Origin of the sequence: Eilatimonas milleporae, assembly GCF_003688555.1 — a bacterium.
Taxonomy (GTDB): domain Bacteria; phylum Pseudomonadota; class Alphaproteobacteria; order Sphingomonadales; family Kordiimonadaceae; genus Eilatimonas; species Eilatimonas milleporae.
On sequence record NZ_REFR01000009.1, the window covers coordinates 709,278 to 732,498 of the forward strand.

The 23,221-nt window shown below is 60.6% G+C and carries 23 protein-coding genes; 12 read left to right on the plus strand and 11 right to left on the minus strand.

All coding sequences use genetic code 11. From position 1 onward, the window contains the following. Positions 1-205: 205 nt before the first annotated feature. The 3 genes from BXY39_RS03910 (at position 206) to BXY39_RS03920 (ending at position 3,249) form a co-directional block, all read left to right on the plus strand. A complete protein-coding gene (locus BXY39_RS03910; protein ID WP_121937496.1) occupies positions 206-811 on the plus strand; it encodes a peroxiredoxin in 606 nt (201 codons plus the stop codon). 240 nt (positions 812-1,051) lie between these two features. Then, positions 1,052-2,017: a thioredoxin-disulfide reductase gene (gene trxB / locus BXY39_RS03915; protein WP_121937497.1), complete on the plus strand. Its 966-nt coding sequence runs from the start codon at positions 1,052-1,054 to the stop codon at positions 2,015-2,017. A 332-nt stretch (positions 2,018-2,349) separates the two neighbouring features. Then, positions 2,350-3,249: a LysR family transcriptional regulator gene (locus tag BXY39_RS03920; RefSeq protein WP_245998955.1), complete on the plus strand. Its 900-nt coding sequence runs from the start codon at positions 2,350-2,352 to the stop codon at positions 3,247-3,249. 500 nt (positions 3,250-3,749) lie between these two features. On the opposite strand, the gene proC is transcribed toward BXY39_RS03920, so the two are convergent. The 3 genes from proC to BXY39_RS03935 all read right to left on the minus strand — a co-directional run bounded on the left by proC (position 3,750) and on the right by BXY39_RS03935 (position 5,986). Then, positions 3,750-4,622, minus strand: a complete 873-nt coding sequence (gene proC / locus BXY39_RS03925; protein ID WP_121937730.1) for a pyrroline-5-carboxylate reductase — start codon at positions 4,620-4,622, stop codon at positions 3,750-3,752. A gap of 216 nt (positions 4,623-4,838) precedes the next feature. Beyond that, on the minus strand, positions 4,839-5,351 hold the full coding sequence (locus tag BXY39_RS03930) for a type III secretion system chaperone family protein (RefSeq protein ID WP_121937498.1): 513 nt from the start codon (positions 5,349-5,351) through the stop codon (positions 4,839-4,841). A 290-nt stretch (positions 5,352-5,641) separates the two neighbouring features. Next, positions 5,642-5,986, minus strand: coding sequence for an accessory factor UbiK family protein (locus tag BXY39_RS03935; protein WP_121937499.1), 345 nt, complete (start codon positions 5,984-5,986; stop codon positions 5,642-5,644). A gap of 435 nt (positions 5,987-6,421) precedes the next feature. Here BXY39_RS03935 and lgt point away from each other — a divergent pair, with 435 nt between their 5' ends. From lgt to BXY39_RS03960, 4 genes are all read left to right on the plus strand, one after another. After that, on the plus strand, positions 6,422-7,258 hold the full coding sequence (gene lgt / locus BXY39_RS03945) for a prolipoprotein diacylglyceryl transferase (RefSeq protein WP_121937501.1): 837 nt from the start codon (positions 6,422-6,424) through the stop codon (positions 7,256-7,258). Between the two features lie 21 nt (positions 7,259-7,279). Further along, positions 7,280-8,353 carry a class I SAM-dependent methyltransferase gene (locus tag BXY39_RS03950; protein ID WP_121937731.1) on the plus strand — a complete coding sequence of 358 codons (1,074 nt, stop codon included), beginning with the start codon at positions 7,280-7,282 and terminating at the stop codon, positions 8,351-8,353. 4 nt (positions 8,354-8,357) lie between these two features. Next, complete coding sequence (gene pgeF / locus BXY39_RS03955; RefSeq protein WP_211332073.1) at positions 8,358-9,134, plus strand: peptidoglycan editing factor PgeF; 777 nt, start codon at positions 8,358-8,360, stop codon at positions 9,132-9,134. 262 nt (positions 9,135-9,396) lie between these two features. Beyond that, a complete protein-coding gene (locus BXY39_RS03960; RefSeq protein WP_121937733.1) occupies positions 9,397-10,329 on the plus strand; it encodes a ribose-phosphate pyrophosphokinase in 933 nt (310 codons plus the stop codon). Positions 10,330-10,481: 152 nt separating this feature from the next. Here the strand turns inward: BXY39_RS03960 and BXY39_RS03965 are convergent, their stop codons facing one another. Next, positions 10,482-12,248, minus strand: a complete 1,767-nt coding sequence (locus BXY39_RS03965) for a methyl-accepting chemotaxis protein (protein WP_121937502.1) — start codon at positions 12,246-12,248, stop codon at positions 10,482-10,484. Positions 12,249-12,782: 534 nt separating this feature from the next. On the opposite strand from BXY39_RS03965, the gene BXY39_RS03970 reads away from it, so the two are divergent. The 3 genes from BXY39_RS03970 to ychF are packed head-to-tail and all read left to right on the plus strand — an operon-like array spanning position 12,783 to position 15,326. Next, positions 12,783-13,424, plus strand: coding sequence for a 50S ribosomal protein L25/general stress protein Ctc (locus tag BXY39_RS03970; RefSeq protein ID WP_121937503.1), 642 nt, complete (start codon positions 12,783-12,785; stop codon positions 13,422-13,424). A 42-nt stretch (positions 13,425-13,466) separates the two neighbouring features. Further along, positions 13,467-14,219 (plus strand): aminoacyl-tRNA hydrolase, encoded by a 753-nt coding sequence (gene pth, locus BXY39_RS03975; protein ID WP_121937504.1) that lies wholly within the window; start codon positions 13,467-13,469, stop codon positions 14,217-14,219. Between the two features lie 3 nt (positions 14,220-14,222). Beyond that, positions 14,223-15,326, plus strand: coding sequence for a redox-regulated ATPase YchF (gene ychF, locus BXY39_RS03980; protein WP_121937505.1), 1,104 nt, complete (start codon positions 14,223-14,225; stop codon positions 15,324-15,326). 57 nt (positions 15,327-15,383) lie between these two features. Here the strand turns inward: ychF and BXY39_RS03985 are convergent, their stop codons facing one another. Together BXY39_RS03985 and BXY39_RS03990 are read right to left on the minus strand one after the other, a co-directional pair. After that, positions 15,384-15,887: an SRPBCC family protein gene (locus BXY39_RS03985; RefSeq protein ID WP_121937506.1), complete on the minus strand. Its 504-nt coding sequence runs from the start codon at positions 15,885-15,887 to the stop codon at positions 15,384-15,386. Beyond that, on the minus strand, positions 15,880-16,209 hold the full coding sequence (locus BXY39_RS03990; RefSeq protein WP_121937507.1) for an ArsR/SmtB family transcription factor: 330 nt from the start codon (positions 16,207-16,209) through the stop codon (positions 15,880-15,882). Before BXY39_RS03990 ends, BXY39_RS03985 begins: the two co-directional genes overlap by 8 nt. A 136-nt stretch (positions 16,210-16,345) precedes the next feature. On the opposite strand from BXY39_RS03990, the gene BXY39_RS03995 reads away from it, so the two are divergent. Continuing rightward, a complete protein-coding gene (locus tag BXY39_RS03995; RefSeq protein WP_121937734.1) occupies positions 16,346-17,509 on the plus strand; it encodes a P1 family peptidase in 1,164 nt (387 codons plus the stop codon). A gap of 21 nt (positions 17,510-17,530) precedes the next feature. Here the strand turns inward: BXY39_RS03995 and BXY39_RS04000 are convergent, their stop codons facing one another. The 3 genes from BXY39_RS04000 to BXY39_RS04010 form a co-directional block, all read right to left on the minus strand. Then, the gene (locus BXY39_RS04000) at positions 17,531-18,184 is read right to left on the minus strand and encodes a hypothetical protein (RefSeq protein WP_147453459.1); all 654 of its coding nucleotides are present in this window, start codon (positions 18,182-18,184) and stop codon (positions 17,531-17,533) included. 188 nt (positions 18,185-18,372) lie between these two features. Then, positions 18,373-19,686 carry a metal-dependent hydrolase family protein gene (locus BXY39_RS04005; protein WP_121937509.1) on the minus strand — a complete coding sequence of 438 codons (1,314 nt, stop codon included), beginning with the start codon at positions 19,684-19,686 and terminating at the stop codon, positions 18,373-18,375. Between the two features lie 102 nt (positions 19,687-19,788). Continuing rightward, positions 19,789-20,745 carry a DUF3108 domain-containing protein gene (locus BXY39_RS04010; protein ID WP_121937510.1) on the minus strand — a complete coding sequence of 319 codons (957 nt, stop codon included), beginning with the start codon at positions 20,743-20,745 and terminating at the stop codon, positions 19,789-19,791. A 110-nt stretch (positions 20,746-20,855) separates the two neighbouring features. On the opposite strand from BXY39_RS04010, the gene BXY39_RS04015 reads away from it, so the two are divergent. Next, entirely contained in the window at positions 20,856-21,317 is a 462-nt protein-coding gene (locus BXY39_RS04015; RefSeq protein WP_121937511.1) for a MaoC family dehydratase, read from the plus strand. 152 nt (positions 21,318-21,469) lie between these two features. Here BXY39_RS04015 and BXY39_RS04020 read toward each other — a convergent pair whose 3' ends face one another. Both BXY39_RS04020 and msrP read right to left on the minus strand, forming a co-directional pair. Beyond that, complete coding sequence (locus BXY39_RS04020; protein ID WP_121937512.1) at positions 21,470-22,132, minus strand: protein-methionine-sulfoxide reductase heme-binding subunit MsrQ; 663 nt, start codon at positions 22,130-22,132, stop codon at positions 21,470-21,472. Next, a complete protein-coding gene (gene msrP / locus BXY39_RS04025; RefSeq protein ID WP_121937513.1) occupies positions 22,132-23,085 on the minus strand; it encodes a protein-methionine-sulfoxide reductase catalytic subunit MsrP in 954 nt (317 codons plus the stop codon). Before msrP ends, BXY39_RS04020 begins: the two co-directional genes overlap by 1 nt. Positions 23,086-23,221 lie beyond the last annotated feature (136 nt).

Here is a 23,221-nt window from a genome sequence, read left to right on the forward strand (position 1 = left end):
TTTCATGCATTCATGATGTCGATCTTATGATCGGAAAAATCGATTAAATCCATCGAAAGAAAGCGATTGCCTCACCATATACATTCGATATGGTGCTTTTCGGCGCGGTACCCGGCCTCCCCACCCAAAAGGCAAGGACGGACAGACACCACACGCGGTATGGCGCCTGCTTTGTTGACCCTGTTGATTATTAAGGAATGTGATTATGACTGCCCTGATCGGTAAACAAGCCCCCGACTTTACCGCCGCCGCCGTTCTGGCCGACGGCTCGATCGACGAAAATTTCACCCTGTCCTCTTATCTGGACGGCAGCTACGGCCTGCTGTTCTTCTATCCCCTGGATTTCACCTTCGTCTGCCCGTCTGAAATCCTGGCCTTCCATAACCGCATTCCGGCCTTTCAGGAACGCAATGTGAAAGTCATCGGCGTGTCCGTGGACAGCCAGTTCAGCCACTTCGCATGGCGCAACACCCCGGTTGAAAAAGGCGGTTTGGGTGCGGTGAACTTCCCGCTGGTCGCCGATATCAAGAAATCCATCGCCAGCGACTACGGCGTGTTGTTCGAGGATGACGGCGTGGCCTTCCGCGGCACCGCCCTGATCGACCGCGACGGTATTGTCCGCCATCTGTCCATCAACGACCTGCCGCTCGGCCGCAATGTCGATGAATACGTCCGCCTCGTCGATGCGCTGCAATTCCACGAGGAACACGGCGAAGTCTGCCCCGCCGGCTGGCAGAAGGGCGACAAGGGCATGGTCGCGGACGCCGACGGCGTGGCGTCCTATCTGGAAGAAAACGCCGCCGCGCTGTAAATCGCGGCTGCAGCAAACCCACGCACCCCGGACACGACCGTCCGGGGTGCGGCCCGCCAATGGCGCAGGCGTCACGCGGGCGGGCTTTTGGCGAAACTGCCATCGACCTCTCTCATAACTGTGATCGGGATTGTGCGTTGGTAATGGATGCGCCAGACTTTATGTAGGGACTGAAGGGGTTGCGGGCCGCACCGGTACCTGCCTCACCACGCTGAAACGAACGCTGTTGGAGCGGATATTATGAGCACGACAAAACATACCAAATTGCTGATCATCGGGTCCGGCCCGGCCGGCTATACGGCCGCCATCTACGCGGCGCGCGCCAGCCTCGACCCCATGATCGTCACCGGCATGCAGGCCGGCGGGCAGCTGACCATCACCACGGACGTGGAAAATTATCCCGGCTTCGCCACCGCCGTTCAGGGACCGGACCTGATGGAAGCCATGCGCCAGCAGGCCGAAAATGTCGGCACCGACATCATTTACGACACCATCACCGAAGTGGACCTGAAAGCCACGCCGAAACGCGCCATCGGCGACAGCGGTACCATCTACACCGCCGATACCGTGGTCATTTCCACCGGTGCGCAGGCAAAATGGCTCGGCCTGGAAAGCGAACAGGCCTTCAACGGCTACGGCGTCTCGGCCTGTGCCACCTGTGACGGTTTTTTCTACCGGGGCAAGGATGTGGTCGTCGTCGGCGGCGGCAACACCGCGGTCGAGGAAGCGCTGTATCTGTCCAATCTGGCGAAAAGCGTGACGCTTCTCCATCGCCGCGATTCCCTGCGCGCGGAAAAAATCCTCCAGAACCGCCTGTTCAAAACCGAAAACGTGACCGTCAGATGGGACAGCGTTCTGGATGAGGTGGTCGGCACGGACAACCCCAAAAGCGTGACCGGTGTACGGATCAAAAACACCAAGACCGGCGCGGTCGAGGATTTGGCTGTGGACGGTGTCTTCATCGCCATCGGCCACACACCGTCGACACAGATTTTCAAAGGCCAGCTGCCCATGGACGATGAGGGATATATCCTCAAGACGGCCGACAGCACGGCCACCGACATTCCGGGCGTCTACGCCGCCGGCGACGTAACCGACAAGGTTTATCGCCAGGCCGTGACGGCGGCCGGCATGGGCTGCATGGCCGCGCTGGAAGCGGAGAAATATCTGGCCGCCCTCGAAGACGCCACGGAAGAGGCCGCCTGACAGCCGACAGGCCATGGGCTGCTTGGCCCCAATCAGCTCTCAATCCTCCCCCACTGCCCCCGCCGGCGCCGTCATGGCGCCGGCCCCTGCTCCGGGCAACCTGACGCCCTGACGCCGCATCTTTTATTTCTGCGTTATCCCGTTTACCTGCCGCTGCCGTCTGGAACAGGCATGCCCCAAACGGATGCTTGCCTGTAACCCTGCGGACTGGCTATCGTCCTCATCCTGCACAGCCATCGGTCACGGGGACCACCCGAAACCGCGCGCAAAACCCGCAAACGTACCGGGACGGTCCCGGCAGCCCGGACCGTCAGGATGGGGAGCAAAACACCATGTCCTTGGATTGGGACAAATTGCGCATTTTTCTGGCCGTCGCCGACTCCGGTTCCTTCACCAGCGCCGGCGCACGCCTGAACAGCAGCCAGTCGGCGGTCAGCCGCCAGATAAAAACCCTGGAAGACAGCCTGAACACCGCCTTGTTCACGCGCCATGCCCGTGGCCTGGTCCTGACACAGGAAGGGGAAAGCCTTTACAAGACCGCCCGTGACATTCACCACAACATCGAGGAGGTGGAACGCAGCCTCAGCGAATCGCGGGAACGCCCCTCCGGCCTGCTCAGGGTGACGACCATGGTCACCTTCGGCGCCATATGGCTGACCCCGCACCTGAAACAGTTCATGGACACCTATCCGGACATCGATCTGCAACTGATCCTCGACGATGACGATCTGGACCTGGCCGCCGGTGAGGCCGATATCGCCATCCGTCTGCACGATCCGGAACAAAGCGATCTGATCGCCCGGCCGCTCGCCACTTTTCATGCCCATATCTATGCAAGTCCGGAATACCTGGACCGGCGCGGCACCCCGGTCACATTACAGGATCTGGACAGCCATGACATCGTCACCTACGGCACCACCACCATATCCACCATCCGGGACCTGAACCTGATCTCGCATATCGGGCGCACCAGCACCCCGCGTGAGGCACGGCTTCAGGTCAACAACATGTACGGCATCCTCCATGCGGTCGAAGCCGGCATGGGCATCGCCATCCTGCCTGATTATCTGGTGCATAACAGGCGGCGCCTGGTACGGATTCTGCCCGATGTGGACATCGCCTCCTACAACAGTTTCTTCTGCTATCCACCCGAATTGCGCGGGTCTCTCAGGGTCACTCTGCTGCGGGATTTCCTGGCGCGCCAGCTCCGGGCGGAAAGCAATCTGTTCTGACCGAAAGGCCGCCATGCAGGGTCGGTTCCATATGGCCTATACACCCGCACCATCCGACAAAGGCCATGCAATGAATGCATGGCTGGCGTGATCAATTCATGGGTTCTCCCAAGTATCCGACATCCTTATATATCATAGGCGAACGCTGCACTGCAGCAGACTTGATGACGCTAGTTTTGAGTATCGTCATTACGAGCCGGCCCCGGGGTACCTCCCCTCCCCCCTACTTCCCACCCGGGGCCGGCTTAAAAACTCTGCGGTGCAGCGCGCGAACCTCCCAATCGTTACTTTCAAAGCCCCGGTTTCCGGGGCTTTCTTTCTGTCTGAAGCAAACATGGATTGATAAGAGCGCGATGTGATGGCGGCGCTGGCCACCGACGGACGGCTTTGCGCCGGTGCTGATGCCCGATCGGTCTCGTATACCGCCGTGTACGCAGATAGGCCGCTTTTCCCCATATCCTCTCTTTGGAAAGGCGCCCTGTCCTCAACCGCCTTTCGCCTCAGTCGTCTCCGGCCAGGGCGCGGCCTCTGTCGCGGGCGGCACGGACGGCCTGCCTGACAAGGGGGGCCAGACTGTCCGCAGCCATCAGAACATCCAGCGCCGCCGCCGTGGTGCCGCCCGGGCTTGTAACCTCGTCGCGCAGTGTCGCGGCGGGTTTGGAAGGGTCCGCATCCATCAGACAAGCGGCACCGATCACCGTCTGGCGGGCCAGAAGATCGGCGCTCTCGGGATCAAGCCCCACATCGCGCGCCGCAGCGGCAAGGCATTCGACGAAATAGAACACATAGGCCGGCCCGCTGCCGGAGACCGCCGTCACACTGTCCATCAACGCCTCATCGGCGATCCAGACGGTTTTGCCGACGGCCCCCATCAGCGCCCCGGCAAGCTGTTTATCCCCGGCGTCGCAGCCGGGCCCGACAAGACCCGTCATTCCCTGGCCGACGGCGGCCGGCGTATTGGGCATGGCCCGGATCAGCCTCGGACGGTCAGAAAGCCCAGGTGCAGTCCCGGAAACAGTCCCAGCGGAAAGCCCGGCGGCCAGACTGGCAAGCGTCGTGCCCGCCGCGACTGAAATGACCAGCGTTTCCGGTCCCAGAAGGGCTGCCAACCCCGGCAGCACCGTCCCCATGATTTGCGGCTTGACGGCGATCACGGCCGTGCGCGGGACAGACATGGCGGCAAGCCCTTCGGGAGACGCCGCCCAATGTTCGCCCGGCACGTCCGGCAGTGCGGACCGATCGCACGCGGGGTCCAGCACCCACAACGCATCGCTTGTCAGCCCCCGTGCCAGCCACCCGGCGGCCAGTGCCTGCCCCATCCGGCCGCAACCGACCAGCAGAAGCGGCATATCCGGCGAAAACTGTTCGAACATAAACACGGCCTCCTCTTCGCTGGGGAACGGCCGCAAACGGCGCGGACGTTCCCTCTGCCCGGCTTATCCGTCATCGGCATCCAAAACGCCACAGACAAAAAAGAAGCGGCCCGCGAAAGCCGCTTCTTCCATTGGCAGACTGGATACTCCGAACAGGTCGGTACCCGTCACCGTGCTGTCCGGCCCGGCAGACAGCCGGTCAAGGACAGGAAGTCGTCAGGCGTTGCCCATACAGTCCAGCATGGCCGCCTCGATCGCCTCTTCCGGGGTTTTGCCACCCCACATGACGAACTGGAAAACGGGATAAAAACGCTCTGACTCGCCAAGCGCGGTTTCAATCATGGTGATCACATGATCCTGGGAAATGGCGCCGAAAATCGGGTCATTGGCCAGGCTGGCATGACGGAACAGCAGGGCATCCTCCTCGGCCCAATATTCAAAATGCCCGATCCACAGACGCTCATTGATCAGGCCGATGGACTTATAGATCATGTCGCGGCGTGCCGGCGGCACTTTCAGATCAAACAGACAGGCGAATTGAAGGGTTTTAAAGTCGTCTCGCCAGAAAAGGCGGAATTGAAGATCGGTATATTCCCCTGACAGGAAAAGCGTCAGCTCGTCATCACTGTGTCGCTCATAGCTCCATTCATTGGTTCCGGCGAGCTCTTCAGCCATGTCCACTGGATTAGCGGTATAAGCTTCGCTATGCCCGGTATTCAATGTTGTCATTGCGTTTCCCCTGGAGAGATCCGCCGGGCTATAGGAGACCGGCAGATCAAGTTGCGCCGGTCTGCGTTATCGCTTTTGAACCAGAGTCACTGTATCTGGCTTCCCTGCTAATAACGAATACCATATTTAGCGTGCCATCACTGAGTAGACGGCGCAAGGGTGAAGTTGTCTCATTTTGCAGGCAACATGGCATTCTCCGCAGAATGTCACAGAGTCGCCCGGCCCAATTCCTGACTCATTTCAGAGTCTTAAAAGACGGCCTTGAAGCAGGGGGTCGGCTTTGATTTTTTTCATGAATCTTTTGTGGCCGGTTTCGTTTTGCGAGACGCCGCCGGTTTCCGGGCCGATGCGGTGGCCCGTTTCGGCTTTGCCTCCGCCGGTTTCGCCGATGTGGTCCGGGCCGCTTTCAGGCTGTCGATCTCGGCGCGCAGGGCATCATTTTCCGCACGGGCCTTTTCCACCATGGCCTTGACCGTTTCAAACTCATCGCGGGTGACAAGGTCCATCCCGTCAAGCTGACGCTGCAACCAGGCACGGAACGTCTCTTCCATCTCACTGCGCGCGCTGTTCATGGCACCTGCTGCATTGCTCGCCAGCTTGGCCAGATCGTCGAAAAAGGGGTGATTGGTCTGCATCCGCTCTCTCCTCGATAAACCCGTATGGCCGTTTTCCAAAACGCTGTCGCGGAAAACGGCCCCTGATACGCATATGAGGCACCATTGCCGCGAATGCAATGGCCGCCACTCAGAATGCCCCGTCTCGCCGCGATCGTCACTCTGCGGTCTTCCCTAAAGAAGATCTTACCTGTAAGCGATCTTGCAAGGCAGTGCGCGGGACTTCACCCGATCGTGCGCTTGACACGGCGCCCGGCAGCCTCAAGATGGGCGCCGTTCCGGCCATACCGGCCACCGTTTTGCCGGCTGTGCTTTTCCGGCAGGCCACACCGGCCCGCCGGAAGGACGGGGTCAGGTGCCGCCTCCATGCAGGGCTGGATTTTGTCAAAGAAACGGCCTTATCGCGCAAGAGCGGGCTTCTGCGGGGGCGAGGGTTCGCCACGACTGGGATGATAGATGATTGAAATTCTGGCAGGCCTGACGGCAACCACCGCCGCCCTTCCCTACCCCGAGATCGATCCCGTCCTGATACGGATCGGTCCGCTGGTGATCCGCTGGTATTCGCTGGCCTATCTTGCCGGACTGCTGTTCGGCTGGTGGTATATCAAGCGGCTGGCCCGCAAACCCGGGGCGCCGATGTCGCCGCAGCATGTGGACGACTTCCTCACCTGGGCGGTGATCGGCGTCGTCGGCGGCGGGCGCCTGGGTTATGTCCTGTTCTACAATCTGCCGAAATATCTGGCCGATCCGCTCGCCGTTCTGCGCCTGTGGGACGGCGGCATGTCTTTTCACGGCGGACTGATCGGTGTGATCCTCGCCGTCATTCTGTTTTGCCGCCGCAACAATCTGGACCTGTGGAAAGTGTCCGACGCCGTGGCCACCGTTGCTCCGCTTGGACTGTTTTTGGGACGGATCGCCAATTTCATCAATGGCGAGCTGTGGGGCCGGGCAACCGATGTGCCGTGGGCCATGGTGTTTCCCGGCGACCCGCTCGGACTGCCCCGCCATCCAAGCCAGCTTTATGAAGCGTTCGGCGAGGGCTTGCTGTTGCTGGTCCTGTTGATGAGCCTGTATAATTTCACCGATCTCAGACGGCGCTGGCCGGGCTTCATCGCCGGGCTGTTTTTCATGGGCTATGGCCTTGCCCGCCTGCTGGTGGAATTCGTCCGCGAGCCGGATGCCCATCTCGGTCTGATGGCGGGCATTTCCCGTGGGCAGCTGCTCAGCATCCCGATGTTGCTGTTCGCCCTGTGGCTGATGACACGCCGCCATCCGGGCAAAGCGGCCTCCTGACCGAAAAGGCGGGACATGCCCATGACCCCCTTGAAAAAGCGGCTGATCCGGCAGATCGCAACCACCGGGCCGATAACCCTGGCCGATTACATGGCGGCCTGCCTGCTTGATCCACGCCACGGATATTACAGCACCGCCCCCGTCTTCGGCGCGGATGGGGATTTCATCACGGCCCCCGACATCAGCCAGATGTTCGGCGAGATGATCGGCCTGTGGTGCACGGACCGCTGGCGCGCCATGGGCAGCCCGGACACCCTGCGGATGATCGAACTGGGACCGGGACGCGGGACCCTTATGGCCGACATGCTGCGGACCGCGCGCCGGATTGCCGGCTTTCATGACGCGATCACCGTCCATTTTATCGAACGGGGCGCGGCCCGACGGAACGAACAAAGCGCCGCCGTTCCGTCCGCCACCTGGCATGACAGCCTGAACGGCGTGCCGGACGGGCCCTGCCTGATCGTCGCCAACGAATTTTTCGATGCCCTGCCCATCCATCAGTTCGAAAAACAGGGGGATATCTGGCAGGAACGTCGCGTGGCGGCGGATGGGGATCGCCTGGGCTGGACACTGACGGCCCCAGGACCGCAACTGGCGCTTCTGGCGCCCGGTCTTGACGACGCGCCCGCAGGCAGCATTGCCGAGGTCTGCCCGGCGGGTCTGTCCATCGTCGGGCAGATCGCGGACCGGCTGAAACGGTATCCCGGCTGCGCCCTGATCATCGACTACGGACACAGCGTGTCCGCCACCGGCGACACCTTTCAGGCTGTCAGCGGCCATGCCTATGCGGACCCGTTCGACGCACCGGGACAGGCGGACCTCACCGCCCATGTGGATTTCGCCGCCCTGCGGCGGGCCGCCCTTCAACGCGGTATCGAGGCCCCGCCACCAACGGAACAGGGGACGTTTCTTATGACCCTTGGCATCGGCGAACGGGCCGTCCGCCTGTCCGAAGGCCAGGACACGGAACGGCAGGCCCGGCTTCTGGCGGACCTGAAACGCCTGACCGCCCCCGATCAGATGGGTACCCTGTTCAAAGTGCTGGCACTGGCAACGGACGGCCTTGCCCCGCCCCCCGGCTTTGGGCCAAGCTGACGACATGACCCGGACACGCACGGTTCCGCATCTGGCCACTCCCTTTATGGAATGCCCTCACGGGTTTTTCGGGCGGCGGGGGGGCACGTCACGGGGGGTGTATGACAGTCTCAATTGCGGGCCCGGCTCCGCCGATATACCGGCGCGGATTGCCGAAAACCGGCGCATCGCAGCCAATTGCCTGTCCGGGGGACGGGACACACCGTTGCTCAGCCTGTATCAGGTGCATGGTGACCGGGCCGTCACGGTGCAAAAGGACTGGGCCGGTGACCGCCCCCAAGCCGATGGCATGGTCACGGACCGGCCCGGCCTGATCCTCGGCATTCTGACGGCGGACTGCGCCCCGGTGCTGCTGCACGACCCGGCCGCCGGCGTCATCGGCGCCGCCCATGCAGGCTGGAAGGGCGCGCTTACCGGCATTCTCGAGGCCACGGCGGATGCCATGATGTCCCTGGGTGCCACGCGGGAGAACATTCGCGCCGCTATCGGACCGGCGATTTCCCAGACCAGCTATGAAGTGGGCCGCGACATGCACGCGGCGGTTCTGAAATGCGATTCGCAGGCTGCGGACCACTTTGCGGACGGCCGCGATGAGGATCATTTCCAGTTCGATCTGGAAGGGTACGCTGCCCGCCGGCTGAAGGCTGCGGGTGTCACCCGCATCTGGTGCGCCGGGATCGATACCTATCAAAACGGCGATTATTTTTCCTATCGTCGGTGCACGCATCGGGGCGAAACCGATTATGGCCGGCAGGTTTCCGCCATCATGATCGCACCATAGATTCGCGGCGCCGGAACTGCCCGGCGTCTTCGGCAATTCCGTCCCGGCCGACGAGGGCGCCGGCCGCGCGGCCGGACTTTACAAAAGGGGGCGGGCACTGCTAGACCCGCTTGCGCGCGTGGACCGACGGTCCACGGGATAACTGGCGAAACCGTCCGGCCGGCACGGCTTGACCTTTCCGCCGCTTGGGGATGAAAAGCCGGCGTGGTCCGCACTCTCGGGGCACAGACCGGCCGGGGTACACGGAGACCAGGGCATGGGCATGAAAATTCTGTCCGGCAACGCCAACCCGGAGCTTGCCGAAGCGATTGCCGCCTATCTGAACATGCCGCTGACCAAGGCAAAGGTCACACGCTTCTCGGACGAGGAAGTCTTCGTCGAAATCCATGAAAATGTCCGGGGAGAAGACGTTTTTCTCATTCAGCCAACCCACTATCCCGCCAATGACAATATGATGGAACTGCTGGTCTGCATCGACGCCCTGAAACGCGCGTCGGCACGGCGGATTACAGCGGTCATTCCCTATTACGGATACGCCCGCCAGGACCGTAAACCAGGACCGCGAACACCCATCTCAGCCAAGCTGGTCGCCAATCTGATCACCACGGCGGGGGCCGACCGCGTTTTGACCATCGATCTGCATGCCGGCCAGATCCAGGGCTTCTTCGATATCCCGACCGATAATCTCTATGCCATGCCGGTGCTGGTCCGGGACATGAAGGAAAAATTCACCGACAAACGGCTGATGATCGTCAGCCCGGATGTGGGCGGCGTGGTGCGTGCCCGTGCCTATGCCAAACGGGTGGACGCACCCATCGCCATCATCGACAAACGCCGCGAGCGCGCCGGCGTGTCGGAGGTCATGAATATCGTCGGCGACGTGGAAGGGTATCACTGCGTGCTGGTGGACGATATCGTCGACAGTGCCGGCACCCTGTGCAATGCCGTGCAGGCACTGATGGATACCGGCGCGGAATCGGTGTCCGCCTATGTGGCCCACGGCGTGCTGTCGGGCCCGGCGCTGGAACGGATCGATGCCAGCAATATGACCGAACTGGTCATCACGGACAGCATCCGGCCCACCGACGGTGTCCGCGCGGCGGAAAAAATCCGCGTCGTCAGCGTCGCCCCCCTTCTGGCCGAGGCGATGAACCGCATCGCCCACGAGACCAGTGTTTCCAGCCTGTTCGACTAAACGGCGCCCCGCCGAACAGGACGCCGTTTCGTTTGAGCAACCCGTCACATGCGCGAGCATATGACAGCGAGTGCCGGGCTGCTGATAGCTGTCTCGGCCAAGTGACCGTCAAGTGACAGAACCGGGTGCCAACACAGTACTCATCCGCGTCCTCAGGCGCGGACTTTTTCCAGGAACCCGTCCACTGCCTGGCGCATGACACCGGCCAGGCTTTTCAAATCCTCGGCCGATTCACTCAGGCTGGTGGCACTGTCACGATTCTCCAGGGCATTGTCCCGCATGCTTTGCATGGAATCGGCAATCTCGTTGGTGCCCTTGGCAACATCGGTCACATTGCGGGCGATTTCGGCGGTGGATGCATCCTGTTCCGTCACCGCGGCGGCAATCGCACCGGTCGATTCATCGATATTGCCGACCATGGACTGGATCCCGCCGATGGCATCCTCCATGGATGAGACGGCTGACTGCATGCCCGCGACCTGTTCACGAATATCATCAGTCGCCTTGGCCGTCTGGCTGGCCAGGGCCTTGACCTCGCTGGCCACGACCGAAAACCCTTTTCCGGCTTCGCCGGCACGGGCGGATTCAATCGTCGCATTCAGGGCCAGAAGATTGGTCTGCTCGGCAATGTCGTTGATCAGTCCGACCACTTGCCCGATATTTTCAGCCGCGCCAGCCAGTGCGGACATGTCATCGGTGGTTCTGGCTGCCTGATCGACCGCACCGCGGGCGGACCGCATCGAGGCCTCGCTGCGTTCACTGACTTCGCGCACGGCGGTCGCCAGTTCATCGGCCGCCGCCGCGACCGATGACAGATTGTCCGACGCCCTTTGCGTGACATCTGCCATCTGCGCGGTCTGATCGGACGTGGACGAGGCATTGCCGTTCATGGTCTGGGCCTTGTCCGCCATGGCCTGTGCGGCCGCGGATACGTCGTCAACGATTTCCAGCACGGTTTTTTCAAACTCATCGGCCATGGCGGCCATGGCGGCCACCCGGGCTTCCTCGGTCTGACGGCGTGTTTCCTCTTCACGCTGACGCTCGCGCTCCGCCGCTTTGCGCTCTTCGGCTTCCTGCGCCAGGCGTTTTTCCTCGGCCCGCTGACGTTCCTTTTCGGCCTCGGCTTCAAGCGCCTGCTTTTCCACAAGGCTGTCACGGAAAACCTGCAACGCCTGGGCCATCGCGCCGATATTGTCGCGCCGGCCAAGCCCTGGGATTGTCAGCTGAAGATCGCCGGCCGCCAGCCGTTCCATTGCCTTGTGCAGATTATCGACCAGCGCGGTCAGTCGATTGCTGATCATCATCGCAAGGATTGCCACCAGAAGCCCGATCACGATGGTCGCTCCGATCATGCGCTGGAGCATGGACCAGTACTGCCGGTCCACATCGTCGATATAGAAACCGGTCCCGATAACCCAGTCCCAACCGGATACGGCTGCCACATAGGATAATTTCGGCTCCGCATCGGTTTCGCCGCGACGCGGAAAATAATAATCGACGAAGCCTTCGCCCTTTTCCCGCGCCGTCTTGGCAAATTCGACAAAAATTCTTTTGCCGTTCGCATCCTGGAAACCGCTGCCGTCGGATTGATTCAACTGCGCGCTGGGGTGATAGACCAGAAAAGCGTTGAAATCATTAATCCAGTAATAATTGTCGCCGTCATAGCTCAGGTCGGCGATGGCGGCGATGGCCTGTGCCTGTGCTGTTGCACGGTCCAGCACGCCGGACACTTCCTGCCCGCGATAATAGGCGACAAGGCTTTTTGCCACCTCGGATAAAGCGCGTGCCCTGGCCTCCTTCTCGGCCAGGAGACTGTCTTTGACAGGTAATGCAGCCCCAAAGCTCAATAAAATCAAACTCAAAACCATCAGCCCCATCAAAAGACGCAGACCTTCTTTGATAGAAATGTTCGATAGCATCTCCACAACCCTTATTTTTATAATAGCTTTTACTTTCCGCGACTTTCATTGAAAGCCGTGGAATTTTTTTCAGCTTATCCGTTAGCTGCCGGCGCAACCTAATGCTTCTGCTTAATGTCTCAGGGACCGGTGCAGAATGGGAAGCAGACATCCATACCGGCACCGGGCATGCAACCAGGGGTGCGGTTTAAAAAAATATCCAATTTTGTGATGTATCACCGAACGGCCGGCTCACCGGAAAAACGTCATCACACGGACGACTCCTGACAGTCGGCCGATCTGACAAAGAATACGGCCATGGTGTCCGGAAAGATATTGCCCGGGATGCGCACCATCACCACACGACTGGACGGACTACGTCATGTAAAGGCTCCTTGCCTTTCTCCTTGCCAATCTTCGTGATTCACGGTAAATCCCGCGCGACTCGGATGGGGCCGCCTGTTCGGGAAATCCCCCGTGCGCATCCCTGGAGGCGTTTCGGGGTGTCGGGCAGGATGGGCCTGTCCGGCGTCTCAGGTTCAAGGATGATCAGAAATGGCAGACGTCGTTTCCATCAAGGCAGAGCCGCGTGATCGGGTTGGTAAGGGAGCCTCCCGCGCCGCACGCCGCTCCGGCTATGTGCCCGCCGTCATTTACGGCGACAACAAGGATCCCGAAGCGATCCAGATCCCGCAGAACGAAGTGATCCGTCTTATCAACAGGGGCGGTTTCCTGTCGCACACCTATGAAATCGATGTGAGCGGCAAAAAATCAACCGTTCTGCCACGCGATCTGCAACTACATCCCGTCTCGGATGTTCCCATGCATATCGACTTCCTGCGTCTGGCCAAGGGGGCCACGGTCGTCATGTCCGTGCCCGTGAGAGTGGTCGGCGAGGATGTGGCGCCGGGCTTGAAACGGGGCGGTGTGATCAATCACACCCGCCACGAGATCGAGCTGGAAGTCCCCGGTGATAAAATTCCCGAAGCGGTGGAGGTATCGGTCGCCGAACTGGATATCAACGATGCCGTGAAGATTTCCAACGTCACCCTGCCGGAAGGCTGTAAGCCGACCATCACGGACCGTGACTTTACCATTCTTGCGGTTGTCGCGCCGTCAGGCCTGAAATCGGCCGAAGCGGGTGCCGAAGCAGAGGCCGAGGCGGAAGACGAAGGCGAAGAAGGCGGCCAGGACTAAGGGCCCGCCCCCTGGCTCCCGTGACTGTGGGGAGGCTCTGTCATGCTGCTCCTTGTCGGTCTCGGAAACCCGGGCGACAAATATCGGAAGAACCGGCACAATATCGGTTTCATGGCGGTGGATGAAATCATCCGCCGCCATGACTTTTCCGCGCCGCGCAAACGCTTTCAGTCCACTCTCTGCGAAGGCCGTATCGGGCGCCACAAAGTGCTCGCCCTGAAGCCGCGGACCTTCATGAATGAAAGCGGGCGTGCCGTTGGGCAAGCCATGCGATTTTACAAGCTGACCGCCGGAGACGTCATTGTTCTCTATGACGAACTTGATCTGGCCTTCGGCAAGGTAAAGGTCAAAGCGGGCGGAGGCGCCGCCGGCCACAATGGGATCCGCTCCATTGCGAGCCATATCGGACCGGATTTCATCCGTGTCCGCCTTGGCATCGGTCATCCGGGCGACAAGGCGAAGGTCACGGGCCATGTCCTGGGCGATTTTGCCAGAAACGAGGAAACAGCTCTCGACGCCCTTCTCGGCGCCGTGGCGGATCGGATCGGGCGGCTTGCCGATGGCGATGCCCCGCGCTTTATGAGCGATGTGGCCCTGACGCTGGCGCCGGCCCATAACAATTCGGAGAAAAGAAACGCTCCGGAAAAACCGCTGCCAGACAAACCGTTGTCAGAAAAACCGCTGTCGGAAAATACGCCGGACACGGCCCGGACGGCGGCAAAACCGGCCACCACCGGCACAACAACCGAAGGCCCCCTGGCGGACGCCCTGCGGGCCCTGAAAAAGGAAGACTGAGCCATGGGGTTCAAATGCGGCATTGTCGGCTTGCCCAATGTAGGTAAATCGACCCTTTTCAACGCGCTGACCAACACCGCTAACGCGGCCGCGGCCAATTATCCCTTTTGCACCATCGAACCCAATGTCGGGCAGGTGCCCGTGCCGGACCCGCGTCTGTACAAGATTGCCGGTATCGCCAAATCCGCCAATGTGATCCCGACACAGCTCAGCTTCGTGGATATTGCCGGGCTCGTCCGTGGCGCCTCGAAAGGCGAGGGTCTCGGCAACCAGTTCCTTGCCAATATTCGCGAGGTCGACGCCATCTGTCATGTCCTGCGCTGTTTTGAAGACGACGACATCACCCATGTCGACGGCCGCGTCGACCCGGTCGCGGACGCCGACACCATCGAAACCGAGCTGATGCTTGCCGATCTGGAAAGCCTGGAAGGCCGCGTCCAGGGACTGACGCGCAAGGTGCGTGGCGGCGACAAGGAGGCAAAAGCCACCCTTGTCGTGGCGGAACGGGCCATGGCCGTCCTGCAGGACGGCCAGCCCGCCCGGGCTCTGGACGTTGACGGTGACGAAGAGACCCGCATTCTCAAAAACCTTCAGCTTCTGACCACAAAACCGGTCCTGTATGTCTGCAACGTGGACGAAGACAGTGCCGCGGACGGCAATGTCCACACCGCCGCCGTGAAAGGCATGGCGGACCGGCAGAATGCCGGCATGGTCATCATTTCGGCCTCGGTCGAGGAGGAAATCGCCCAACTGGACGACGATGCGGAAAAAGCCGAATTTCTTGAAACGCTGGGCCTTGGCCAGACCGGTCTTGCCCGCGTGATCAAGGCCGGTTACGCCCTGCTAGACCTGATCACCTATTTCACCGCCGGCCCGAAGGAAAGCCGGGCCTGGACCGTCGCCCGCGAGACCAGGGCCCCGGCGGCGGCCGGCGTTATTCATACCGATTTCGAAAAGGGGTTCATCCGCGCGGAAACCATTTCCTATGACGATTATATCACCTGCAATGGGGAACAGGGCGCCAAGGACGCCGGCAAAATGCGTCTTGAAGGCAAGGACTACATCGTCCAGGACGGCGACATCATGCTGTTCCGCTTCAATGTGTAACGCCCGGCAGGCTTTTTAGCAGGACGTGGCCCGACCTTAGCAGGACGTGGCCAAATCTTAGCAGGACGCAGCCAGACCGGCCGCCCGGCATTCCAGCCAGCCCTGGTCCGACCGTCCTTCAGCCAGTGCGCCCAGAACGGTGATATGCTCGTCCCAGCCCGGGTCATGGTCCTTGCGCAGCGCCCGGCCGCGCTCCGTCGTCAGAGCATCCCACCCCTTGTGCGACAGCGTCAGGCGCGTAGTGCCGCCACGGTCCTCAAGGATAAACTCGACATATGTATCTTCATAACCGAACTGATTGTCAGTCCAGGTAAAGGCAAGACGCCTGTCCTCTTCCAATGCCGTGATATGGCAACGGATCTCTCCATCCCAGTCGCCGTCCGGCACCGGATCCATGTAAAAACGGACCGTCTCACCCTGCTTCAGGCTGCCGTGAAATGGCATCAGCCATTTGGCAAGTTTCTCCGGTTCGCTCAACCAGGCCCAGACACGCGCGGGCGGCGCGGCGATATCGATACTTTTCACAATATCGGGGATCGGATCGCAAAGATTGTCAGCCATCGCTCCACTCCTCGCTTTCAATTAGGTCCTTCAGTCTCGTCAGGCGTGTCTCCCAGAACCGGTCGATCTCTGCGACCCACGCCTTCAAATCCTGCAATGCAGCAGGGTTCAGACGGTTGATCCGCTGCCGTCCCTGCTTTTCGGTTATGACGATGCCGCTTCGGCGCAGGATGTTCAGGTGCTTGACAACGGCAGGCCGGCTCATGCCGTCGATCCTGTGTGCAACCGCTCCGGCCGGTAGATCCTCGCGTGCCAGCATGGCAATTACCCGACGCCGGGTCGGGTCCGCTATGGCGCTGTATATGTCGTGCTCGGGTATCATGATCTTTTTGGACAGTGCCTTAAATGTAACTTATTGGTTACTTATATAAGAAACTATTTGGTTACGTGTCAAGAGGCTTGATCGGCCTGTCCGGACTGATAGGCTGAAAACCGGTGGGGGAGAAAAGATCATGATGATGCGATGGCTTCTGCCGGCCGCCCTGATCCTTCTGGACGGCTGGACACCCGCGAATGTATCCACGGCGGCGCAGGACCACCAGCGCGCACGGTCTTTCGGTGTGGCGCCGGGCGTACTGACGCCTGGCCCTCACAATGCCATCACGGATGTCGCCGGTGTACGGGTCGGCCATGTTACCCTTGCCGAGGGCAAAGCCCTGAACACCGGCGTCACGGCCATTATTCCGGCACCGGGCAATCTGCGGACATCGAAAGTGCCGGCGGCGGTCCATGTCATCAACGGGTACGGCAAACTGGCCGGCATCAGCCAGGTGCGCGAACTGGGTGAAATCGAAACACCCGTAATTCTGACAAACACCCTGTCAGTCGCCGAGGGTCTGGCCGGCACCGTGGAATGGACACTGGCACAAAAAGGAAATGAAGATATCCTGTCGGTCAATGCGGTCGTGGGCGAAACCAATGACGGGTTCCTGAACGATATCCGCGCCCGCGCCATTACGAAGAATCACGTCAGAACCGCGATCGAAACAGCACGCGGCGGTCCCGTGGCAGAGGGCAATGTGGGGGCCGGCACCGGAACCGTCGCCTTCGATTTCAAGGGCGGCATCGGCACATCCAGCCGGCGCCTGCCTGAAACCCTCGGTGCCTGGACGGTCGGCGTCCTTGTCCAGGCCAACATGGGCGGTATCCTGACCATAGACGGCATCAGGGTCGGTGAACGGCTTGGACGTTATTTTCTGAAAGACGACATCGCGGGCGACACCAGCGGCGATGGGTCCATCATGATTGTCGTCGCCACGGACGCACCGCTCAGCGACCGCAATCTGCTCAGACTCGCCAAACGGGCGGTGGCGGGCCTGGCCCGCACCGGGGCCAGCCTGACAAACGGTTCCGGCGACTATGTCATCGCCTTTTCCAGCCATCCCGAAACCCGCCGTGCAGAGACGACCGAACCGCCGGCATGGCCCGAACTGCCAAATGACGCCATGTCCCCCCTGTTCCAGGCGGTGGCCGAGGCCACGCAGGAAGCCATATACAATGCCCTCTTTGCCGCCGAAACGGTCACCGGTCATCGTGGCCGGGTCGAGGCCCTGCCGATGGACAGGGTGAAGCAGTTTCTGTCCGCAAGCACAGCCAAGGGAAAGCGCACCGCATCCCCCTGAGAACAGACGAAAAAACGGGTGCTAAAGCCGGCGTTCGATGCCGAAGGCCGTTTTCAGATAGGGAAGACTGAATTGCGCATACAGCAAAAGCGGCGTTATCAGAACGGCGGGTTTGTATATCCCCCAGACTGTCGCCAGGTTGACCGCCATCAGACACAGCACGACCACATGGTCGGCGATGAATCCGCGAAGGGAAAACGGCTCCAGATGGGCGGCCGCCGGTCCCCAGGCCTGCGGCCATAGCCGCCGGACGGTCGGCAGGACAACATAAAAAGCCAGCAGTATCAGGCCAATGATCATCATACCCCGGTGAACGTCGACAATCTCTGTGCCGTCACCGAACACATTGACCTGTAACGCCAGCAACGTCCCCCACAACGGGGCACTGGCCAGCAACAGCCCCCCGATAATACGCTCCATGACGGCTGAACGCGGCCATTCCGGAGACACATCCTCAAACCGCTCGATATGCGCCTCCCACATCAGGGCAAGCGAAACGATCTGGATGCTCAAAGCCAGTTCCCAGAACAGACGGGATTTGATCAGATTTTGCCCCGCACCGAAGGCATCGGCGAATAAAATGGCCGCAACGGTCAGCCATGCCCCTGTCAACCACAGGGAAACAGCACCGAAAACAGCACGCCGATCGACCAGGCTGATTGCACGACTTTCCACCACCACATGCCCTACCGCTGATTGCCGGCGCCCATTCCAATGCGGCACTGCGCAGGCGCCGGACAGGCCGGCCCGCGCTTGTCAATTATTAGCCGATTGCCGCCATAAGCTCAATAAAACGACTGACCGGATGCAAAATGGCGAATAATCTTGTCCATCGCCGACGAATGCCGTCACCGGCCCCACCGTCATGGTTGCTTGTGAATAACGCCGCCCTTCATGACAAAATTGACCGCCAGCACAGCCCGGATATCGTCAAGAGGGTCGCCGGCAAAGGCGACGATATCCGCATGCTTACCCGGTTCAAGCGTACCGAGACTGTCAGACATGTCGATCAGATCGGCGGCATTGACGGTCATGGACTTCAGCACATCCATGGCCGGCATGCCGGCCTCATTCATCAGCACCGCTTCCTGTCCATTGGTCCCATGGCGCGATACGCCGCTGTCAGTGCCGAAAGCAACCTTTACCCCGGCGGAAAAGGCTTTGGCGAAATTACCCTTCATGTCATTGCCGACACGCAGGGCTTTTTCCCGGATGGCCTGCGGCATGAATCCACTGCCTTCAGCCATCTTGACCACTGTGTCCCCGGCCAACAGGGTCGGCACCAGATAGGCGCCTGTTTCCTTGAACAGACGGATACTCTGCGCATCGGCATAGGACCCGTGTTCAATACTGTCGACACCGGCCCTCAACGCGGCATTGATCCCTTCGGCGGCATGGGCATGGGCGGCCACTTTACGGCCAAGGGCATGGGCGGTGGTGACGATTTCCTTCAATTCGTCATCGGCGACCTGTTGACCGGTTCCGGTTGTGGTATCCGACAGGACACCGCCGGTGGACTGGATCTTGATGACATCGGCGCCGAACTTGATCGCCTGACGCACGGCACGGCGGCAGTCATAGGGGCCATCGCAAGCCGTTTTCGGCGTGTACAGCTCCAACAGATCGTGCCGCATGCCGTCCACGTCGCCGTGCCCGCCCGTGACGGTCACATTGCCGGCCCCGACAATGCGCGGACCCGCAACCCAGCCCTTGGCAATGGCATCGCGCAAAGCAAAAAGATGCGTCGGTTCCGCCCCCAGATCCCGAACAGTGGTAAATCCCGCCATCAGCGTCTTGCCCGCGTAACTGACGGACCGCATGCCAACGTCCGCATCGGACAGACGCAGACGGTCCCGGTCATTCGCAGGACCCAGTTCTCCCTGGATGTGCACATGCATGTCCATCATGCCCGGCATGACGAAATGATCCCTCAAATCGACCAGTACGGCATCATCGCCGAAACTTTCCGCATCGCGGTACCCTTCAAGGCGTTCGCGGATCCGTCCGTTTTCCACCACAAGCGTCTGACGGCTGCGCGGCGGTTCGCCCGGCCGGTCCAGAAGGGTTCCGGCATGGATGACCGTTACCCCGCCTCCTTCGGCCAGAACGGCACTTCCGCCCAGCATAACAAGGGTCAAGGCTGTCAGGGCCGCCGCCAGGGACGCCATACCCCGCATCGTGTATCGCGCGCTTACGGTTTGCTTCCACGTCATTGTCGTCTCCCTCCCGGTTCGCAGTAAAAAAACCTCCCCGCCCTTACGGGATAGGCTTGTTTTTCCCTATCGGCCCGTGTCCCGAGGCACGGCCATGGGCGGGCCGTCCTCCCGGCTGAAATCCTTCAGATACATGCGCACGGTTCCCCATTCCGTCTCGGTCTCCGCCCGGACGGGCAGCATGCGGCCGTCGCCGAACACATCCTGGAACCACATGACGATGCCGTCCTTCTGCGGGTCCGGCGTATCGTCTTCCGCCTTGCGGCGGCGTGATCGTCCCTCCCGCTTTTGCCGTTTGCGCCGCTTTTCCTCGGCCCGGGCACGTTTTTCCTTCTCTTCCTCGCTCAGGATCAGATGCCCGGCTACCAGCGCCAGGGTCAACCGGCAGGGCACCGCCTCTCCAGCAACCGGCGAAAACCGGGACTCTTCCAGTACGCTCACCGTTTCGCCCTCATCGCAGCTCAGCGTCACATCGGAGACGGTACGCCCATCGAAGGACCGTAAGACCTGCGGCTGTTCGGCCGCGCGGGCAACCACCGGATGATCCAGAAGTCTTATGATCAGGGCTGTCGGGTCGGGGGCGGTCTGCAGCGTTTCGGGCACCGGTTCGCGGGGATAATCCTGCAACCACTCTTCCGGCCAGTCTTCCTGCATATCCTGAAGGCGGCCGTCGCGGCCGAACCGCATGCTGCGGAAAAAACTGTCGCCTCCCCAGCGCCCTTCCGACCTGTACTCCCCCGCCATGGCGGTGCCGGCCTCACGGCGTCCTTTGGCCGTCACCAGGCTTTCCCCCTTGACGAAAACGCGCAGGGCTCCGCGTGTACGCGATGTGATCGCCACATCGTAGGACAGACCGTTCGATGTCACGTCCGTCACGGCCGTATAGATGATGAAGCCGTTCCAGACGAAATTATATGTGGCCTTGATCCGCTCCGCCGCCGCGGCGGGCAGGCAAAGGAAAACCCCCAGCCAGACAGCTGCGCAGACGGTCCCCAGTCTTGTTCGGACACTCCCCATGGTCATGCACACTAATCCCGTTTGACCTGCGAGCCAATCCCGGCTTCACTGTCGCCCTTCATGATTTTCATCACGTGATTATCGCACGTTAACCATCGCGGGGGATTGCCGTCACCATGTTCAAGATTTTTTATGAAGATATCGAAATCGGCGTCGAGGAGACCTATGGCAACTATGCCGTCACCCGCGAAGAGGTGATCGACTTCGCCGGCAAATACGATCCGCAGCCCTTTCATCTGAATGACGACATCGCGAAACAGTCCGTTTTCGGGGCGCTGTGCGCCAGCGGCTGGCACACTTGCGCAATGGCCATGCGCATAATGGTCGACCGCATGATGGCCGAAGGGTTCGCCGGCATGGGCTCACCGGGCGTGGACAATATCCGCTGGAAAAAACCCGTCTTCCCCGGCGACACCCTCAGCGTCAGAATGCGCACCACCGAAAAACGGCCATCCGCCTCGCGCCCCAATATCGGCCTGATCAAAGGCGCCTACGAAGTCCTCAACCAAAAGGACGAAGTGGTGATGACCATGGAAACGAATGCGATGGTTTTACGGCGCACACCGGCAGCCGGTTGAGAATAGCGGAATACCCCTTTTGAGGCCGGCACCCCGGAATACGGCACTGCGAGATTAAGGCACGCGAAGACACGGCGCTCGGAGGAAATGTCTTTTACGCAAACAACCGATATACGGCGCCGCCGGAAACCCGGCCTGAATGGCAGTCGTCATTAAGGCCGGGACAAGCCGGCGGGCCGCTTCCGGTTCTGTGTTCGGTGAAACAGGCGGCGCACCACCGGCAAACGCAACAGCATCAGTCCGGCGAATATGGCGGCATAGATAAGGGGCTCGGCCTGTATACCCTTGCGCATCATGTAAAAATGCAGCAGCGCCAGCGGCACGATGAGATAGACCAGCCGGTGCAGGCGTTTCCAGCGCCTGGCGCCAAGTCTTTTCACCCAGCCGGATGTACTGGTCCATGCCAGCGGAACCAGGGCCACAGCCGCCGCCATCCCGACCGTGATATAGGTGCGCTTCACAATATCCCGCCACAGGGCCGCCCAGTCCAACAGCAGATCCAGCCAGACATAACTGACAATGTGCAGCAGCACATAAAAAAAGGCGAACAGCCCCATCATCCGGCGAAACAGGATAGGCTTCTGCGTGCCCAGAGCGCTTGCCAGCGGTGTCAACGCCAGCCCTCCCAGAAGGATACGCAGGGCCCAGTCGCCGCTGAAACGATTCGACGTTTCATGGGGATTGAACCCAAGGCCGTGCGGCTCCCCGGCAAAGGCCAAAATCCAGTTTGCGACCAGCCAGGCCGCCGGCAGGCTGAGCAGAAGAAAGGCTATCGGTTTGCCGTAACGCTTCAGCGCCCGCGCTGAAACACCCATCAATAATATTGCCTCAAATCCATACCCTGATACAGGTGGGCGACCAGTTCACCGTATCCGTTGAATTTTTCCGTCCGGCGCCGGCCGAATTCGCCGATACGGCGTTCCGTCGCCTGGCTCCATCGCGGATGCGGCACATCCGGGTTCACATTGGCGAAAAATCCGTATTCACGCGCATTCTGCCGTTCCCAGGTGGTGCGCGGACGCACATCCGTCAGCGTTATGCGGACAATGGACTTGATCGACTTGAAACCGTATTTCCACGGCACGACCAGACGCAGCGGCGCACCGTTCTGGTTCGGCAATTCCTTGCCGTACAGACCGACGGCGATCAGCGCCAGCGGATTGGTCGCCTCGTCCAGACGCAAACCCTCCACATAGGGCCAGTCGACCACGGGCCATTTCAACCCCGGCATTTGCTTCTCGTCGGCCAGGGTTTCAAAACGGACATATTTCGCGCCCGTCTGCACGCCCACCTTGTCCAGGAGGGACGCCAGCGGCACACCGATCCAGGGGACCACCATCGACCAGGCTTCAACACAGCGCAGGCGGTAGATGCGTTCTTCCAGAGCCGAAAAATCCACCAGGTCCTCGAATGCATAGGCGGCGGGGCGTTCGACCATCCCGTCAACGGCAACCGACCAGGGTTTTGGCTGCAACCGCCATGCGTTGCGCGACGGGTCGGACTTGTCGACACCGAACTCATAATAATTGTTGTAGGATGTGATGGCCTCTTCCGGCGTCAATTCTCCACCCGGATCAAAGGATGTCTTTGCATGGGGTAACGGCTGCAATATCCGATCCTGCGGTGCCGACTGAACGGCAAGACCCACAGCGCCGACGCCGGTCAGCGCCCCGGCGGCCATCAGAAAACGACGCCGGTTCAGATAGACCGGCTCCGGCGTGACAGCGGCTTCCCGTTCATCCCATGGTCTTCTATGTCGTATGCGCATACCTGATCATCCCTTCAGGCGTGACAATAATCCACCTCTGTTAAATATCCAGTAACGACCTCCGGCATATCCATCACGACGCCTTGCGGACACCGTGAAGATGCGGCATAGGTGATGAAATTCAAAAAAGAATACG

Coding starts and splice junctions, on each gene's coding strand:
- BXY39_RS03910 (WP_121937496.1), top strand. CDS start 206: ATGACTGCCCTGATCGGTAAACAAGCCCCCGACTTTACCGCCGCCGCC.
- trxB (WP_121937497.1), top strand. CDS start 1,052: ATGAGCACGACAAAACATACCAAATTGCTGATCATCGGGTCCGGCCCG.
- BXY39_RS03920 (WP_245998955.1), top strand. CDS start 2,350: ATGTCCTTGGATTGGGACAAATTGCGCATTTTTCTGGCCGTCGCCGAC.
- proC (WP_121937730.1), bottom strand. CDS start 4,622: ATGTTCGAACAGTTTTCGCCGGATATGCCGCTTCTGCTGGTCGGTTGC.
- BXY39_RS03930 (WP_121937498.1), bottom strand. CDS start 5,351: ATGACAACATTGAATACCGGGCATAGCGAAGCTTATACCGCTAATCCA.
- BXY39_RS03935 (WP_121937499.1), bottom strand. CDS start 5,986: ATGCAGACCAATCACCCCTTTTTCGACGATCTGGCCAAGCTGGCGAGC.
- lgt (WP_121937501.1), top strand. CDS start 6,422: ATGATTGAAATTCTGGCAGGCCTGACGGCAACCACCGCCGCCCTTCCC.
- BXY39_RS03950 (WP_121937731.1), top strand. CDS start 7,280: ATGACCCCCTTGAAAAAGCGGCTGATCCGGCAGATCGCAACCACCGGG.
- pgeF (WP_211332073.1), top strand. CDS start 8,358: ATGACCCGGACACGCACGGTTCCGCATCTGGCCACTCCCTTTATGGAA.
- BXY39_RS03960 (WP_121937733.1), top strand. CDS start 9,397: ATGAAAATTCTGTCCGGCAACGCCAACCCGGAGCTTGCCGAAGCGATT.
- BXY39_RS03965 (WP_121937502.1), bottom strand. CDS start 12,248: ATGCTATCGAACATTTCTATCAAAGAAGGTCTGCGTCTTTTGATGGGG.
- BXY39_RS03970 (WP_121937503.1), top strand. CDS start 12,783: ATGGCAGACGTCGTTTCCATCAAGGCAGAGCCGCGTGATCGGGTTGGT.
- pth (WP_121937504.1), top strand. CDS start 13,467: ATGCTGCTCCTTGTCGGTCTCGGAAACCCGGGCGACAAATATCGGAAG.
- ychF (WP_121937505.1), top strand. CDS start 14,223: ATGGGGTTCAAATGCGGCATTGTCGGCTTGCCCAATGTAGGTAAATCG.
- BXY39_RS03985 (WP_121937506.1), bottom strand. CDS start 15,887: ATGGCTGACAATCTTTGCGATCCGATCCCCGATATTGTGAAAAGTATC.
- BXY39_RS03990 (WP_121937507.1), bottom strand. CDS start 16,209: ATGATACCCGAGCACGACATATACAGCGCCATAGCGGACCCGACCCGG.
- BXY39_RS03995 (WP_121937734.1), top strand. CDS start 16,346: ATGCGATGGCTTCTGCCGGCCGCCCTGATCCTTCTGGACGGCTGGACA.
- BXY39_RS04005 (WP_121937509.1), bottom strand. CDS start 19,686: ATGCGGGGTATGGCGTCCCTGGCGGCGGCCCTGACAGCCTTGACCCTT.
- BXY39_RS04010 (WP_121937510.1), bottom strand. CDS start 20,745: ATGACCATGGGGAGTGTCCGAACAAGACTGGGGACCGTCTGCGCAGCT.
- BXY39_RS04015 (WP_121937511.1), top strand. CDS start 20,856: ATGTTCAAGATTTTTTATGAAGATATCGAAATCGGCGTCGAGGAGACC.
- BXY39_RS04020 (WP_121937512.1), bottom strand. CDS start 22,132: ATGGGTGTTTCAGCGCGGGCGCTGAAGCGTTACGGCAAACCGATAGCC.
- msrP (WP_121937513.1), bottom strand. CDS start 23,085: ATGCGCATACGACATAGAAGACCATGGGATGAACGGGAAGCCGCTGTC.